This window comes from Alicyclobacillus sp. SO9, from assembly GCF_016406125.1.
Classification (GTDB): Bacteria; Bacillota; Bacilli; order Alicyclobacillales; family Alicyclobacillaceae; genus SO9.
Genome location: NZ_CP066339.1, coordinates 520,929 through 536,259, shown reverse-complemented (window position 1 = coordinate 536,259; position 15,331 = coordinate 520,929). Strand labels below are relative to the sequence as shown.

Here is a 15,331-nt window from a genome sequence, read left to right as displayed (position 1 = left end):
GATGCGTAAGGATTACATAATGTATCGAAGTTCACATCCGCTGCTCCTTTCTCAAGCCTTACATGTTCACTGAAGTGAATCTATCTATTTCGATTTCTTGGATTCCACAGGTCCTGAAGACCTTCTCCCAGCATGTTGAAACCCAGAACTGCAATGACAATCGCAAAGCCCGGGATGAGGCCAAACCACGGTGCTTGTGACATGTATCCTTGCGCCGTCTGAATCATGGTTCCCCAACTGGCGGTTGGAGGTTTGGGTCCCAACCCCAAGTAACTCAGACTGGCTTCTGCGACAATGCCGCTGGCCATCGCAATGGTACCTTGTACGATAAGGGGAGTTGTCACATTCCTTAAGATGTGCTTGAACATGATGCGCATTGGCGAGGCTCCGACCATTTTTGCGGCCTCAACATAATCCTTGTTCATCTCCGCAATCACTTGTCCTCTTGTAATTCTAATGAATATGGGCAGATACCCTATGGCAATTGCGAACATCGCATTTCCGATGCCAGGGCCTAACATGGCAGCCAGTACCAAAGCAAGAATCAAGAAAGGAAAAGCTTGCAGCGCATCAACGACTCGCATAATCACCCAATTATCCATAAACCCGCCGTAAAATCCGGAAAACAAACCTACGGGGATACCAACAAGCATACCTATTGCAACAGCTCCAAAGGAGACTTCCATTGATGTCCTGGCACCAATTAGAATTCTAGATAAGATGTCACGACCCACAGGGTCTGTACCAAGCCAGTGATGGGCGCTCATCGGCTGGAGAATTTCCGTGTAGTTCTGCTCGGTGGGCGAATAAGGGGTCAACAGCGGCGCAAAAACGGCAGAGATAAGAATGACAGCAACAATCGCCCCGCCCAAAACAAGTGACCTGTTTCGCCACATCTTCCGAAACCAACGCGACGTGCGTGTCACTTTCCCGCCAGATGGCGGTAAAGTCTGTGGATTTGAGGCTGGATTACTGGCAATTGCCAATTTTTACGCCCCCTTTCCTAGTCTCATTCGCGGGTCAGCGATGCCGTAGAAGATGTCAACCACGACATTGACAAGAACTACGCCTACAGCGACAAACAAAGCTGCACCTTGAACCGTTGTATAGTCGCGGCTAAAGATACTTTGAATCAATAGCGTGCCGAATCCAGGCAGTGAAAACATCTGCTCAGTGATGACCAGTCCGCCAAGAAGCGCCGCAATTTCCAGTCCGCCTGTCGTTATGACTGGAATCAGCGCATTTTGCAATGCATGACCAACAATTACGGCCCATCCGCGAAGTCCTTTGGCCCTAGCAGTGCGAATAAAGTCAGCGTCAAGGATGTCCAAAAGACTGGATCTGAGCATTCTCATGAGAACTCCTGCTTCACGCACGCCGGTTGCAACAATCGGCAGAAGCATTACCCGAAGGTTTTGGCCAACATTATCCCAAATTGGAACATATCCGGAAGACGGGAACAGATGCCATTTCACAGTGAACAGAATGAGTAACACAAGCCCCAGCCAAAACGGCGGAACTGCAATTCCAATTGTCGAAGCGAAAAGAGCCGCAGTATCAGCCCATTTGCCACGGTAAACGGCCGCCATGATACCAAACGGAAACGACACAAGGACTGCAACAACAATGGTTCCAATTGCCAGCTCAAGTGTTTCTGGCAACCGCTGCATAATAAGCAGTGTGACCGGCTCTCCGTTTACCAGAGAAGTCCCCAGATTGCCGTGAAGGGCGTGCCACAACCAAGTGGTGTATTGAATTGGAACGGGCTGATTTAAGCCCAGCTGGGCCCTCAGTGCGGCCAAAGCGGACGGTGTTGCTTCCTGACCCAGAACTGCCTGTGCCGGACCTCCCGGAATCAGATGAATGAGGCCAAACACCAGGATTGATAAGATGAACAGGACTGGAATGACGGTGATGAGGCGCTTAGCAACATAATTCATGGAACGACCCCCACACAGTGGATAAAATCAGGTTTGTCTACGAAACCGGACGTGACACCAGACAACATAACTTCTAGCCGTGCTGTCTGCTGAGAGCGCAAAAGAGGGGATCCCCCCCCTTTTGCACTTTTCGCAGAGCACAGTGACAGTAACACCAATTATTCCGCTCTATCTGTACGTGTTGGAGTTAGGACAGTGAGAGATTTGCTACGCGGATTAAGCCATCAGCGTAATACTGAAATCCTTGAACCTTCTTGCTGTAGGCAATGATGTTGTCCTGATGATACAAGTAGGCGTATGGTGCCTGTTGGTGAATAATCTGAGAAATTTGAGCGTACAACTCGGCTCTCTTTGGCATGCTCGTGATGGTGCGAGCTTGGGTTAACAGTTGGTCCACCTTCTTATTGCTGAACTGCGATGAGTTCAGAGGTCCGCCTGTATGCATGAAGCTGTAAATGTTCTGGTCTGGATCGACGCGCCCGGACCAACCGAGTTGCATAGCCTGAAAATTCCCATTCTCAGAGTTGTTAAGCAGGGTTCCGAAATCTAGCTGCTTGATACTCATTTGAATACCGTATTTTTTCAACATCTGCTGAATAATCTGCGCAATCTGCGTGTTGACAGAGTTTGCTGCAGTCTGGAACGTAAACTTAAAGCCACTTGGAGCGCCGCCTTTTTGTAAAAGCTGTTTTATCTTCGCAGCATTAGGCGTGGGCGGCGTATCCTCCTTCTTGTTGTAAGCCGGTGACGCGGGGCTGAATGCGCTGTATCCCGGGACTGCTGCATTTTTCAGTGCAACATTGACGAGAGCTTGGCGGTTAATGGCCAAATTGACTGCCTCGCGCAGGTATTGGTTTGTAAATGGTTTGGCTTTCACGTTCATATAAATTCCCTGAAATCCCAAGCTGGGCTTGTTTACAATTTTTAATTGACTGTTGCTCTTAACAGACGCCAGTTCTGAAGCCGGCACCGTATCTACCATCTGAACTGCACCTGATTTCAGATTTGTTGTTTCAACATTGGGGTCTGTGAAAATCTTATATTCAACAGTCTTAATTTTTGGCTCTCCACCCCAGTATTTAGGGTTGCGCACCAATGTAATGTGATCGCCTTTAACCTCAGTCTTGAACTCAAAGGGTCCCGTTCCGACAGGATGGTTGGTAAACTTTGAACCTTCTTTTTTAACCGCTGCCGGCGACACCATCATTCCGGACCGCCCTGCAAGAATGGTTAAGAGAGGACTGAAAGGCTTGCTCAATGTCAAAACGACCGTTGAACTGTTTGGAGTCGTAACACTCTTAATCGCTGACAGAGAACTGTGCCGCGGAGAAATCTTCTGCATATCCCGGTCTAGGTTGAATTTGACTGCCTTCGCGTCAAAAGTTGTTCCGTCCTGAAACTTCACGTTTTGTCTCAGGGTGAACGTATACGTGAGCCCGCCGTTCGACACATGCCATTTCGTCGCTAAGTCCGGCTGCAACTTGTTGTCTGGTCCGATCTTTACCAGAGTGTCAAAAATGTTCACCATGACTTGCCGAGAGACTAACGATGTGGAAAGTGACGGGTCAAGTTTTGGAGGAGCCGCGTCCAATCCTATTTTCAAAGTGCTGGCCGCACTCGATGCGCTGCCGCCGCCAGATGCCGAGTTTTGAGATGAGTTTCCTGAACCAGATGTTCCCGTAGTACTACCACAAGCTGTAACGGTTCCGAGACCAACCAGTAAAGCCATGGACGTCACCAGTGTTTTGCCGTTCACAAAAGAACCCCCCTGTTATATGAATATACTAAATCTTCGGTCTATGAATATGTCTGCTCGCCTGTACTTACCTAACTGTCCATCCTCTGTGCTCTAAAAATCGTTCTTAGCGCACGTCTCGCTTTTCATCATAAACGGGTTTGACTACACTCAAATCTCGATAGATATGACTGTACATTGCATGGTATCCTGCTTCTGCGTCATGATGGGCCATGGCTCGAAGGATCTTTCCGTGTTCTTCAACAATATTGGTCTGCATGTTGTTTTTTCGGAAAATAATATAGCTGTAATAGTTAATTAAAGCTTCAATGTTTCGCACCGATTGAAGAAACCGACGATTCCCTGATGCGTCGAGAACGATGCCGTGAAACTCACTATTCAGCTGAATGAGTTTTTCCATTTCTCCGTCTGCAATAACTTGTTTCGTAACTTCGATGTTCTGTTGTAACTGCTCCAATTGATTTACCGTAATCCTCACAGCTGCGTGTCTCGCTGCTTCAGATTCTAGTGCAAGCCGAAGCTCGTAGAGTTCGCGAAAATCTTCGAATGACGGGTCAAACACTTGCAGGTTGCCATCCTTATCGGATACAAGTCCCTCAACCATCAGCATCCGCAAAGCCTCTCGAACAGGACTGCGGCTCGTGTTCAGGTCTGCAGCAAGTCGAGTTTCAACAATTCGCTCTCCAGGACTCATGTTCCCTGTCAGAATGTTATGTCTCAGGTAACGATATACCTGCTGGGCCAATGACTCTGACCGGACAATCGGCGTATCCAAGTCGTCCCCCCTAACTCTATTGAATTGCTTTGCCCCCATGGACTCTGCGACAGCAGTGTTGGTCGACCGTCGACCGTCGACGATCTGTAGAGATTGTAAACATTATATTCAGACTATTTTATTCTGTCAATCATTTTTCATATTTTCGTTTTCTTGGGCTCTATCGGTTACCGTATATGCAAGTCTATGCTCTGAATCTGAATACTACATCAGTGGGAAAGGATAAAATAGGAGTGGACTTGCCCAAAATCTTCCCCCTCGGTAAGGTTACCCGAAGGGGAACACTGTCATCAGACACAAAAATACTCAAGATTGGATTGCCAGCGGGTCTACGCTTTTCAAAGTTTCCTCTACGACAGCTTTAAAGTAATCGCTGTCACCTGCCCAGTGCAACCGCAGGTATAAACGACGTAAAAAATTCTGTGCGTTCCACCCAGGTGCACTTGGTTCGAGAGAAGTCCCGTACGTATGCTGTGCAAAGCCCGGCATCCAGTCTTTCACAATATCAAACTCTACTCGATTCAGCTTGACCATTCGATAGACGGTCTCAGCCAGTCTCCCGTCTTCATCATGCACCAAGTAATCCCGGCTCATAATTAGATGTCTCAATGCATCCAGAGCAAGGTCCGTCTGCTCGACAGTAATATATCGGTGCACAATGCAACTGTCGAGTGCATCGGACGTATGCGCCACAGAGTGAGCCCATCCCTTCTTGGCAACATAGCCGCGCTTGTCCTCTTCCTCCAAAGCGTAGCGGAGAACAGCCGCAATCGCCTCTCTGACTGTGTCCGTATCCAACAAATTATCTCGGCCATCTCGTTCCAGCACTGCGGCTACAACCAGAACCGAGAAGCTGCGCATGAAGACAGAATCCGAACCTGTCTCACCAATGCGGTAAAACAAGTGTTCATCATCTATCGCAGTCTGAAGGACTTGCTTTAAATGGCTGCCTTCGAGGTTTGGGGTTTCCATGAGTATTTTCGCCAGGATGGTGAAGGACAAACCGTCCCGAAGTTCCGCATCAGGAGACCCTAAATTCTCCAAAAGCCAAACACAGATATCCGTTGCCTCACCGGCATCTTCAACAGAGCATCCGCCTTCGAGAAAGTTGTACAATCCGCCCTTACTGAATAAATCTAACTTCACAGCAAAAACTCCTCTTAAATTGTTGACGTGATGATAACTGAAACAGCTTCATTATACCTTTCAGCACTTGCTGTTTCAGTTTAATGACGGGCTTTTCCTGAAAAATCATCTTGACACCCATAAAGCTATACAGTAAAACATAAAATGACAAAGTGTCATTTTATGTTTTGAGAAAGGTGGTGACGGAACTTGAGACTGGAATTTAGAGACATTCGTGTCCGAAATCACAATACACACTTAACAGAACCCATTACCTTTTCTGTTGAAGAAGGAAGTACCACGGCTATACTAGGAGCTTCCAAGACCGGTAAATCCACACTCCTGTTGTATGGTTCAGGAAATGTGCGGCCAGTAGAAGGGACCGTGCAAATCATTGATGAAGAAGGGCAGAGTCTGACTCCTTGTTGGCAACTTGTAGGAATCGGGTCCATCGAGCATTTTGCTCCTCTGTTTGAAACGCTGACGGTAGAGGAGCATTTGTTTTTCCATGGAAAACTCCATCACTTGCGAGGTGCCAAAAAACGAGCGGAGGAGCTTTTATCTGAGTACTCGCTCACGGACGTCCGCAAACAACGTGTTAAGGACATTGATAAATTTTCCTACGCAAGGCTCTCTCTTGCCATTTCAATCGCACATCGTCCACCCTTTTTACTGTTGGACGAACCTGAGGTCGGCCTGACAGAGCAAGAATGGCAACAAATGGTCCACTACTTTCGCCGTCTTGAAAGAAATAACGTTGGAATTCTGTACACAACAGTCCTTGAAGCTGCATCTGCGGCAGCAACACAGACAGTTGCATTGCCCAGAGGGGAGGTGAGAACGACATGGGAATACTCACCGTCTTCCGAATTGAGTGGCGGCGGATATGGCGCAATAAATTGACACGAGCGGGGATGCTCGTCGGCCTCATCATACCGTTGTTATACAGTTTTCTGTATCTATGGGCATTTTGGGACCCCTATGGATCCCTAGACAAGCTGCCAGTCGCACTCGTTAACGCTGACAGTGGTGGAACCCTCAGTGGAGAACACGTGAACTATGGACAAAATCTCATCACAAATCTGCAGCATGACAAACAGTTGGATTGGCACGTTGTTGGCCCAAATGAAGCTGACAGCGGCGTAAGTAATGGGACATACTTTGCGGTCTTAAAGGTCCCAAAGAATTTCACTAAGGACATTTTGAGCGTTGACGGAACACACGCCAAAAAAGCACAGCTTATCTTTATACCAAACCAAGGCACCAACTATTTGGCAGGCAACATTGTAGCTCGTGTACAAGACGATGTTGCCGCAAGCCTAAACCGCCAGTTTAGTCAGAAATTTATTACTCGTCTGCTCGATGTCGTCGGAAAAGAGTCGGGCGGATTGTCCAGCGCAGCCAAGCAAGCCGGCAAACTGGCTTCCGGCAGCACTGCGGTGGCAAATGGTACGACGCAGTTGGAAACGGGAGTGAATTCGGCAGATGCAGGCGCGCACAAGCTGGCGGCGGCACTGACAAAGATGTCCACGGGGAGCGGACAACTTGCAGACGGTCTGTCAGCTGCAGCAACCGGAACAAAAAAAGTGGCGCAAGGGGTAACCCAGACAGGTCAAGGCGTCAGTCAGGTAAACAGTAAACTCTCACAGGCCCAAGCCGCGGCAGCAAACCTGACGGGTGGACTGAAAAAGGCGGCTTCGTCAGGAGCAAGGCTGCAACAAGCGAGCAACCAACTCCAATCCGGCAGCACGCAAGCCCATCAAGGTGCGAATTCCATTGCAGCCGGACTGCAGCAAGCGACGTCCGCATCACAGCAGATTGAAACCGGCGTGGGCGGAGCGCTTCAACTTTTGGCCAACTCTGCCGCAAACCAAGACCCAGCTGTTCAAAAGGCGCTTGGTGCTCTGCATCAAGTCTACCCGGGTACACAGAAACTGACAGGTAGTTTGCAACAATTACAGACGGGATCGGCCAATCTTGCGAACTCGTTGCAGACAATAGAAAAAGGTCAGCAGCAGTTAACCGGCGGTCTCTCGCAACTGTCGACGAAATTGGGTAGTGCCGCTAAGGGCTCTGACCAAATTGCAACAGGCCTGGGTCAGGCGCAGCAGGCGTTGACACAGGTGCAGTCTGCTCTCAGTCAGTCAGGAGCCGCTCTAGACAAACTGGCATCCGCACAGAGTCAACTGCATTCAGGTGCTGATACATTGACTACATCCGCAGAAGCAGCTCAAACGGGTGCAGCAAAGTTGGCAACCGGCCTGGACAAAGCCAGTCAAGGCAGCAAAGACCTTACAACGGCGACAGGTAAACTGGCGTCAGGAGCTTCAACTTTTGCGCATAAACTAAACTCGGTACAGCTTTCATCGATACCGAATAAAACGGAAAAAGCGAAACTGATGTCCAACCCCGTAACCATTAAGAGTCTGGCGATTAACCCAGTCACCAAATACGGCCCAGGATTGACACCCTACTTTTTACCTTTGAGTCTCTGGGTTGGTGCCCTTATGCTGTACTTCATCATGTCCTTGCGAGAAGGACGCTGGTCCATAACGCCCGTCTCAAACACATCGGTGCTGATCGGCAAGTTCGCGTTATTGTGGACTATAGCAGCGGCCCAAGCGGTCATTGCTGCTTCGGCCCTGCTGTTCGGCTTAGGACTTACAGTGACCAGCACACTTGGTTTCTACTTGTATGCAATTCTGATGGCCATTACCTATGTAACCGTCATCGGCATGCTGCTCAGCCTGCTTGGAACAGGACCAGGAAGGGTGCTGGCGATTGTCCTGTTGCTCTTGCAACTCACGTCAAGCGGAGGTACTTTCCCAATCCAGCTGGTTCCTCATTTCTTTCAGGCAGTGCATCCATGGCTGCCAATGAGCTACGCTGTCACCGGTTTGCGTCGACTCATTGCATTTCACAACTTAAGCACGGCTTGGCATACAGCCGAAATGACAGGCATTTATCTTGGCACTTCATTGCTGGTACTTGTACTCAGAAATCTGAAAAGAATATCGCCTGCAGAGCTGCAAATTCCGGATAGATTGGTCTCCTAGAACTCGGCAACTCACCTATAAGCAGTTGAAGCCGTGCTGAGCCCTGATAAATCACCGACAGGCTCGGTCACACCGTGTCACACCGTGTCACACTCGGCTGTTGAAAACAGGCGAATTGGAGAAAATTAAAGAACAAAGTCAGATCACTGCGGCAGTCCAAGCGAACATGGGCTGCCGCTTTCACAAGCGAAGCGTGTTGCAGAAGTTCATGCCCCAGCCGCACACCTTGTTGCCGCGCCAAGCGTATCCTGCTATTTGGTTCCTTCATATTCATATCGATGATTCTGATGAAAGAGACGTGTTCAGACATCCTCCATCCCTGTTATACTGTTTTGGTATCAATTATTTGTTTCGTGTTCCGGAACAATTTAAAGGAGGATCACAATGAAGCATTCACCCGCCTGGACAGCACTAAGAATTCTACTTCTTGTAGTAATTTGGGGTGCTTCGTTTTCCGTATACAAGGTGGCTCTCAACTACTCACCTCCCCTCCTGTTTGCAGGAGTGCGTACATTTCTTGGAGGTGTCATTTTGGCTGTCTTTGCATGGCCGCAAAGACATCAGATTCGGTGGAAGCAAAGCTGGCCCGTTTATGTCATCTCCGCTTTGTTCAATGTGGTGTTGTTTTTTGGACTGCAAACGGTCGGTCTGTCCTATCTGCCTGCCGGACTGTTTTCTGTACTTGTCTACTTAGAACCGGTGTTAGTCGGCTTATTTGCTTGGATGTGGCTCGGTGAAATCATGAATTGGTGGAAAGTACTTGGGCTTGTCCTTGGCTTTGCGGGAGTTGCCTCAATCAGTATTGACAGTTTGGCTGGGCATTTGTCTCTCATTGGCACGGTCATTGGCATTTTTACAGCCATTGCCTGGGCCATTGGAACGGTCTACTCAAAGAAAGTGCAAGGGCGCACGCAGATGTTGTGGCTCCTAGCTATTCAATTTCTACTTGGCGGGGCAGTGCTTACGGGTGCCGGGAGTTTAACCGAGTCCTGGGCTGCAATTACCTGGAACGGCCCATTTTTGTTTGGAACGCTGTACGCCAGCCTCTTTGGCATTGCGGCGTCTTGGTCCATTTGGTTTTCTCTGGTCCATGAGGGCGAAGCCAGCAGAGTTGCCGCATTTACATTCTTTGTCCCGATGATCTCGGTCCTCGTCGCAACATTGTTCTTACACGAGCCCTTTACTCCGAAATTGGTCATTGGGCTTGTTGCCATTGTATTGGGTATCTACCTTGTCAACCGAAAGGTAAAAAAACCAAACCTGAAGCAATCTGCTGAGGTAACTGAGAGAAGGTCAGAAGCTTCCTGTAACTAGAAGTTTTCTTCTGTAGGTGTGCATGCACGTACGACAGCTCACATCGAGGTACAACGTAAATGGGGCTTGCATCTGTTGAGCAGGCCCCATTTGCTTCAATTTCCCTCACTTGTTCCCCGAAAGTTACGGTACAATTGCCGGTACATTCTGCTGTAGAATCAGCTTTTCAACATCCGAAACACCTGATCGGCTAAAGCAGGCTCATCATTGTACCTGCCCTGCTTAGCCATGGTAACGGTTTGACTGCCGGGTTTGCGTACTCCTCTCATATTCATGCACAAGTGCTCCGCCTCTACGATGACCATAACTCCCTGCGTTTGCAGTTCTCTGTGCAGGACCTCTGCAATCTCATTGGTCATTCGTTCCTGCACCTGCGGGCGTGTCGCCACTGCCTCCACAAGACGAGCCAACTTGGAAAGTCCGGTGACTACGCCATTGCTGGGCAGATAAGCTACATGTGCCTTCCCAAAAAACGGAAGCAAGTGATGTTCACACATAGAGTAGAACGTAATGTCTTTCACGAAGACCATTTCATCTTCATCAACGTGAAATTTAGCCGACAATACACTGGCAGGGTCCATGTGTAGCCCTGCAAAAATCTCTTCGTACATTCTTGCAACTCGAGCCGGGGTATCGACAAGTCCCTCGCGATTGGGGTCTTCGCCCACTGCTTCAAGAATCATCGTTACAGCCTGCTTTATCTTCTCGTGATCCATTTTTCTTCCTTCACTTTCCGCATGAATGGTTCTGTCCATTTCTTCAAGTTCAGCATCAACCATCATGTTGGTTTGTATATCAGTAGGGCGCATCCCCATTCCTCCCATCTTGGCAGCCAGACGTGAATGTCTGTAGAGTTAAGCTTATAGGACGAGCCTGTGTCAATCAAGCGAACATATCCATCAGAACAAAACTTCTTCCACGTATTCCACACACCCCCATTGTAATACTTATATTGGAATTTATTCATAATTTTTATATTTATAGGTGTGTTTGGCTTGTGTTTTGTCCACTTATCCACGAAAATCTGTGGATAACCCTGTGTATAACTCTGTGGATACGATTGTGAATAACCTTATCAAAGTGAAAAATCAGCCGCAATAGCAACCTAAATGACCAACCGATTTGTGGATAGAGAGGTTAACCATAATCTCCAATCGTGTGGATAACCCCCTTCCGAGAAGAACACAAGACAATTGCTTCATGCCCCCTTCCCGAGCTTCCTTGTCCAAATGCAAGCTAAGATGCAACGTCCCAGCGGCTTATCAGAAGCAGAGGTTGGTTGTATAATTTAGTATCGATATAGCTCTCACCCACCATGCAGCGCAGATTAACACAGGAAGTGATGAACTTGAGTGCAGTACTCAAGACTGTTGGGAAGACAGTACTTCAAGTAACTCTCTTGACACTTATGAGTCTCCTCGGAGAACTCATCGTTCGTGTGACCCACCTTCATCTACCCGCTAGTCTCATTGGACTCGTAGTGCTTTTTCTTCTTTTGCAATTAAAAATCGTAAAGGTAGAGTGGTTTGAACTCGGAGCAAACCTGCTGTTGGCGGAGATGCTGCTGTTTTTCGTCCCGTCGGCCACCGGGATTGTCCAGTATGGAGGATTAGTAAAGACAGACGGTTGGCGTCTGCTCTTGGTCATTGGAGCAAGCACACTCTGTGTCATGCTCATCAGCGGGGTGTTGACAGAGTTTTGGATGCGGGGAAAAGAAAGGAGACATGTGTAAGGTGGCGGTATTCGGAATCATAGTTACACTTGCCGTCTTTCTTCTCTCGCGTCTTGTGTACAAGCGATGGAGTGTGGTAATCCTGTCACCAATTCTGACAAGTTTGTTGGCCATGATAGCAATCTTGGTGAGCCTTCATGTGTCCTATAAAGAATACTGGGTCAGCGCTAAGTGGCTTAAATTCATGCTGCAACCGGCCACGGTGGCCTTTGCCATTCCTCTCTACAAGTACTTTCCCGTGTTACGACGTAATGCTGTACCGCTTCTGACCAGCATTATTCTCGGCGGTATCACAGCCGTCACGACCTCTGTTCTGTTTGCAGACCTGTTCCATCTGCAGGGTCTTGCTGCCAGTTTGGCACCGAGGTCGATTACGACCCCACTGGCAATGGACACATCCGCTGCGATTGGCGGAAATCCGGTACTGACAGCCGTCTTTGTAATTGTTACTGCCCTGGTTGGTATCATGACAGGGCCGCTGCTGATTCGAAGGTTAAAGCTGCGAAGCAAGTTTGCGCAAGGTGCATTAATGGGGACTGGAGCTCACGCAATTGGCACCTCAAGGGCATTTGAAATGGGGCAGTTAGAAGGAACGATTGCCAGCATTGCACTGATTATAAACGGTGTCTCTACCGTTGTATTGGCACCTCTTTTGATGCACTGGATGTAACAACCGCAGCGGTTGTGGCCGCTGCGGCTTCTTTACTGTTGCCTACATCTCAAAGTGGGCTTCCAGGAACCACAAGTCCTTGTCAAGCTGGCGTGAAACCTCAGTGAATAAATCCGAAGTGTCAGGGTCTGCTTGCGCAGTATCCACAACAGCCTGTCGTGCTGAATTTGCGACAACAGCCCATCGCTCTGCCAACGCCTTGATAACATCCACATCCTGATGCTGATCTAGCGGCCACTGCGCCACAGAAGTCTGCGCAGCAATTGATTGAACGGGCACTCCCGCGGTGCCGCCGAGTGCCGTCACTCGCTCTGCAACCGTGTCGGTCAGTTCAGTGAGATGTCCGGCCAATTCGTCAAACAACTTGTGATACGAAATAAAATGCGCTCCGCGCACGTTCCAGTGGGCTAGCTTGGATTGAACAAAGAGGTCGGTCAGGTCCGTCACATGCTGGTTCAGGATACGAACCATCTGTTCCTTAGTTTGGCTTTGGAGACTAATTCGAGTATTGGACAACCTTGCTGCTGTTGCTGTTTGATTCATCTTGCCATCCCCCATTCGCGCCGCTTTAACACGGGCAGCTTCCTACAGCTCGCGTGCCAACTGTAGTATCTCCCGGGGCCCCAATTTATTACACATGGGTGATTTGTACTCTGTAAGCGTATTCTGTGGCATGTGCGCTACCCCCAGGGTGCCTCACCGGGGTCGGAGTCAGAGAGCGGCAACTGGACGTTACTCGCCCTGTACAGCGTATTTGTGATCCGGGAGAGTAAGACCAAGCAGCGCCAAACGCCCATCCGGAAGTTTTCCAAGAATACAATCAAAGTCCTTCGGATCAGAACGCATCTCAGCGTACAGTTTTTGAGCTGCTTCGGACTTCACGTCGGAGCGGGTGATGTCTTTACGACTAAATCCTTGCAGCCTCCCGGCTTTAAACTCTTGGTCTGGGTTTGCACCAAATCGATAAATTGCCATTCTGGTCATCCCCTTTCTGATTACCTATGATATTTATGATATAACATTTCGCAAATTTCATTAAAGCACCGAAAACATCGGTGCAACATCCAGAACTCTGCTACATTGGCCCAAATCCCTAAAAGCACTTCATTTTACGCTGATTTGCCCTTATAATTACACTGTGAAAGTGAATGTAAACTGAATTTTATGCCAAAATAGGTTTACATTCGAATTAAACTCAAGGTAAATAGTAAAGTGACTTGACAAGTATACCTCTGGGGGTATACAACATTACATGTGGATATTTTAAATGGCTCCACCATGAAGTTCAAAAATTTGCTGTGACAAGATAAGGAGGATTTTCACTTGGCAGTCCCACAATGGATGTCGGTTGATGTAAAAGAACGTATACAGTCTGGAAAGTCAGTTCAAATTATCGACGTGCGAGAACCTGGAGAATTCGCGGGAGGACACATTCCCGGTGCAAAACTTATTCCGCTTGGACAGATTATGCAGCGGACCAAAGAAATTGATACAAATAAGGAGACTGTAGTCGTGTGCCGCAGCGGCAGCCGCAGTGCCATGGCTTGTCAGTTTCTTCAACAGAGTGGATTCAAGAACGTTCACAACCTTATGGGTGGAATGATGAGCTGGGACGGAGACATCGAGTATTAATTGATACCAGCCTTGTCCCGAGGACGTAATGTTGCGAGATTATCTTTACAGGGTTTTGTAAAGATAATCTCTATTTTTATGTCCGCCAAGCTGGTATCGTGTACACTAAGTGTATGACAAGTGTATGACGTGCGAGCCAATATGCAGCGTGTACTTGGGAGGACTGCTACAGTGACAGAGGAACGTGACGATGGGCAACCAACGGTGTACGACGATACAGGAACTGCTTCTTCGCAAACTCCTGAACGCGACAGAAGCGGCATGGCGATTACAGGACTGATCCTTGGTATTGCAAGCATCATGTTGGCTTTAATACCTATCATTGGGCTCATTTCGGGAATTCTCGGAATCATTTTCGGCTCTCTGGGCCTGCGGTCTACACGGAGAAAAAGTGCGGGATGGGGCTTGGGCCTGGGCATTGCAGGCGTTGTCCTGTCATTTATAGCTTTTGTAATAGAAATTGCTTCCATCGTCGCTGGCCTGCCAAGCATTCACGGGTGACAAAAACCCGCCAGACAGCCTTCGGCTGCTGACGGGTTTTCAGCTTGTCCACCGTAAAAGAAGCTTTGTCCGGACTAGATTTCGTATGTGTACATGCCAACCTCACTAAAGGCCAAGATGGCACGTTTACGTTCTTCCTCTGAACCACTCAACTCTTGCTCCACCTTATCAAGACGCACTGCGGTCTGAGACTTGTGTGCCTTCCACGCTCGGAACACAGTATCCCACACTTTGCTCGTATCAAGCATGACATCGCGCTTGCCAAGTGCTTCTTCATGCCCTCGCGAAAATGCCTGACAGTGGAGCTTAGGTCGTGCATTCTCCGGCATCCGACGAATCGCTTCGACGGTAGCTTCCGCTATTGCTTCGTGATCGGGGTGAACACAATACCCAGGATAATACGTAATAATTAAGGATGGATTGACTTCTTCAATTAAGCCCGTTATCACGCGAACGAGTTCTTCCGGATCTTCAAATTCAAGCGTCTTGTCTCTGTATCCCAACAAACGCAAGTCCTTTATGCCCAATACTTCACAAGCCTCTTGAAGTTCCTTCTTGCGGATATCTGGAAGGGTCTCTCGGTTCGCAAAAAAAGGGTTCCCCATGTTCCGGCCCATTTGACCCAAAGTAAAGCAACCATAAGTAATAGGGGCCCCGGTATGTGCGTGCCAGGCAATGGCTCCGCCGACAGCTAACGTCTCATCATCTGGATGTGGAAATACAACTAATACATGGCGTTCCAATGTTCGTCCCCCTATGTGTTTATCAACTTTCATGAGATGTCGTCTGCAGTATTAAATGGACACTGACCAGCGACGTGCAGTGTGTTT

Annotated in this window: 16 protein-coding genes; 7 read left to right on the top strand and 9 right to left on the bottom strand. The window is 48.5% G+C overall.

Features of this window, described 5'->3' with window-relative positions; genetic code table 11:
• Positions 1–80: 80 nt before the first annotated feature.
• The 5 genes from GI364_RS02255 to GI364_RS02235 all read right to left on the bottom strand — a co-directional run bounded on the left by GI364_RS02255 (position 81) and on the right by GI364_RS02235 (position 5,617).
• The gene (locus GI364_RS02255; RefSeq protein WP_233095976.1) at positions 81–986 is read right to left on the bottom strand and encodes an ABC transporter permease; all 906 of its coding nucleotides are present in this window, start codon (positions 984–986) and stop codon (positions 81–83) included.
• A gap of 3 nt (positions 987–989) precedes the next feature.
• A complete protein-coding gene (locus tag GI364_RS02250) occupies positions 990–1,940 on the bottom strand; it encodes an ABC transporter permease (RefSeq protein WP_198852113.1) in 951 nt (316 codons plus the stop codon).
• Positions 1,941–2,127: 187 nt separating this feature from the next.
• Complete coding sequence (locus tag GI364_RS02245; protein ID WP_198852112.1) at positions 2,128–3,696, bottom strand: ABC transporter substrate-binding protein; 1,569 nt, start codon at positions 3,694–3,696, stop codon at positions 2,128–2,130.
• A gap of 106 nt (positions 3,697–3,802) precedes the next feature.
• Positions 3,803–4,471: a GntR family transcriptional regulator gene (locus GI364_RS02240; protein WP_198852111.1), complete on the bottom strand. Its 669-nt coding sequence runs from the start codon at positions 4,469–4,471 to the stop codon at positions 3,803–3,805.
• A gap of 306 nt (positions 4,472–4,777) precedes the next feature.
• A complete protein-coding gene (locus GI364_RS02235; RefSeq protein ID WP_198852110.1) occupies positions 4,778–5,617 on the bottom strand; it encodes a DUF2785 domain-containing protein in 840 nt (279 codons plus the stop codon).
• 189 nt (positions 5,618–5,806) lie between these two features.
• Here GI364_RS02235 and GI364_RS02230 point away from each other — a divergent pair, with 189 nt between their 5' ends.
• The 3 genes from GI364_RS02230 to GI364_RS02215 all read left to right on the top strand — a co-directional run bounded on the left by GI364_RS02230 (position 5,807) and on the right by GI364_RS02215 (position 9,966).
• Entirely contained in the window at positions 5,807–6,499 is a 693-nt protein-coding gene (locus tag GI364_RS02230; protein ID WP_198852109.1) for an ATP-binding cassette domain-containing protein, read from the top strand.
• Positions 6,442–8,652 carry a YhgE/Pip domain-containing protein gene (locus tag GI364_RS02225; protein ID WP_198852108.1) on the top strand — a complete coding sequence of 737 codons (2,211 nt, stop codon included), beginning with the start codon at positions 6,442–6,444 and terminating at the stop codon, positions 8,650–8,652. Before GI364_RS02230 ends, GI364_RS02225 begins: the two co-directional genes overlap by 58 nt.
• A 384-nt stretch (positions 8,653–9,036) precedes the next feature.
• Entirely contained in the window at positions 9,037–9,966 is a 930-nt protein-coding gene (locus GI364_RS02215) for a DMT family transporter (RefSeq protein WP_198852106.1), read from the top strand.
• Positions 9,967–10,124: 158 nt separating this feature from the next.
• Here the strand turns inward: GI364_RS02215 and folE are convergent, their stop codons facing one another.
• Positions 10,125–10,682 carry a GTP cyclohydrolase I FolE gene (gene folE, locus GI364_RS02210; RefSeq protein WP_233096129.1) on the bottom strand — a complete coding sequence of 186 codons (558 nt, stop codon included), beginning with the start codon at positions 10,680–10,682 and terminating at the stop codon, positions 10,125–10,127.
• 632 nt (positions 10,683–11,314) lie between these two features.
• Here folE and GI364_RS02205 point away from each other — a divergent pair.
• Both GI364_RS02205 and GI364_RS02200 read left to right on the top strand, forming a co-directional pair.
• Positions 11,315–11,698: a CidA/LrgA family protein gene (locus GI364_RS02205; RefSeq protein ID WP_233095975.1), complete on the top strand. Its 384-nt coding sequence runs from the start codon at positions 11,315–11,317 to the stop codon at positions 11,696–11,698.
• A 1-nt stretch (position 11,699) separates the two neighbouring features.
• The gene (locus tag GI364_RS02200) at positions 11,700–12,368 is read left to right on the top strand and encodes an LrgB family protein (RefSeq protein WP_233095974.1); all 669 of its coding nucleotides are present in this window, start codon (positions 11,700–11,702) and stop codon (positions 12,366–12,368) included.
• A 42-nt stretch (positions 12,369–12,410) separates the two neighbouring features.
• Here GI364_RS02200 and dps read toward each other — a convergent pair whose 3' ends face one another.
• Both dps and GI364_RS02190 read right to left on the bottom strand, forming a co-directional pair.
• Positions 12,411–12,911: a DNA starvation/stationary phase protection protein Dps gene (gene dps, locus GI364_RS02195; protein ID WP_198852103.1), complete on the bottom strand. Its 501-nt coding sequence runs from the start codon at positions 12,909–12,911 to the stop codon at positions 12,411–12,413.
• A gap of 189 nt (positions 12,912–13,100) precedes the next feature.
• Positions 13,101–13,343, bottom strand: a complete 243-nt coding sequence (locus tag GI364_RS02190) for a hypothetical protein (RefSeq protein WP_198852102.1) — start codon at positions 13,341–13,343, stop codon at positions 13,101–13,103.
• A gap of 348 nt (positions 13,344–13,691) precedes the next feature.
• On the opposite strand from GI364_RS02190, the gene GI364_RS02185 reads away from it, so the two are divergent.
• Together GI364_RS02185 and GI364_RS02180 are read left to right on the top strand one after the other, a co-directional pair.
• Positions 13,692–14,000 carry a rhodanese-like domain-containing protein gene (locus GI364_RS02185; RefSeq protein WP_370541828.1) on the top strand — a complete coding sequence of 103 codons (309 nt, stop codon included), beginning with the start codon at positions 13,692–13,694 and terminating at the stop codon, positions 13,998–14,000.
• Between the two features lie 171 nt (positions 14,001–14,171).
• On the top strand, positions 14,172–14,501 hold the full coding sequence (locus GI364_RS02180) for a DUF4190 domain-containing protein (RefSeq protein ID WP_198852101.1): 330 nt from the start codon (positions 14,172–14,174) through the stop codon (positions 14,499–14,501).
• 74 nt (positions 14,502–14,575) lie between these two features.
• Here GI364_RS02180 and bshB2 read toward each other — a convergent pair whose 3' ends face one another.
• The gene (gene bshB2, locus GI364_RS02175; protein ID WP_198852100.1) at positions 14,576–15,244 is read right to left on the bottom strand and encodes a bacillithiol biosynthesis deacetylase BshB2; all 669 of its coding nucleotides are present in this window, start codon (positions 15,242–15,244) and stop codon (positions 14,576–14,578) included.
• Positions 15,245–15,331 lie beyond the last annotated feature (87 nt).

Bases quoted from the DNA above. Each gene is read 5' to 3' on its own strand.
- GI364_RS02225 (WP_198852108.1), top strand. From the start codon at position 6,442: ATGGGAATACTCACCGTCTTCCGAATTGAGTGGCGGCGGATATGGCGC.
- dps (WP_198852103.1), bottom strand. From the start codon at position 12,911: ATGAATCAAACAGCAACAGCAGCAAGGTTGTCCAATACTCGAATTAGT.
- GI364_RS02215 (WP_198852106.1), top strand. From the start codon at position 9,037: ATGAAGCATTCACCCGCCTGGACAGCACTAAGAATTCTACTTCTTGTA.
- GI364_RS02250 (WP_198852113.1), bottom strand. From the start codon at position 1,940: ATGAATTATGTTGCTAAGCGCCTCATCACCGTCATTCCAGTCCTGTTC.
- folE (WP_233096129.1), bottom strand. From the start codon at position 10,682: ATGGATCACGAGAAGATAAAGCAGGCTGTAACGATGATTCTTGAAGCA.
- GI364_RS02190 (WP_198852102.1), bottom strand. From the start codon at position 13,343: ATGGCAATTTATCGATTTGGTGCAAACCCAGACCAAGAGTTTAAAGCC.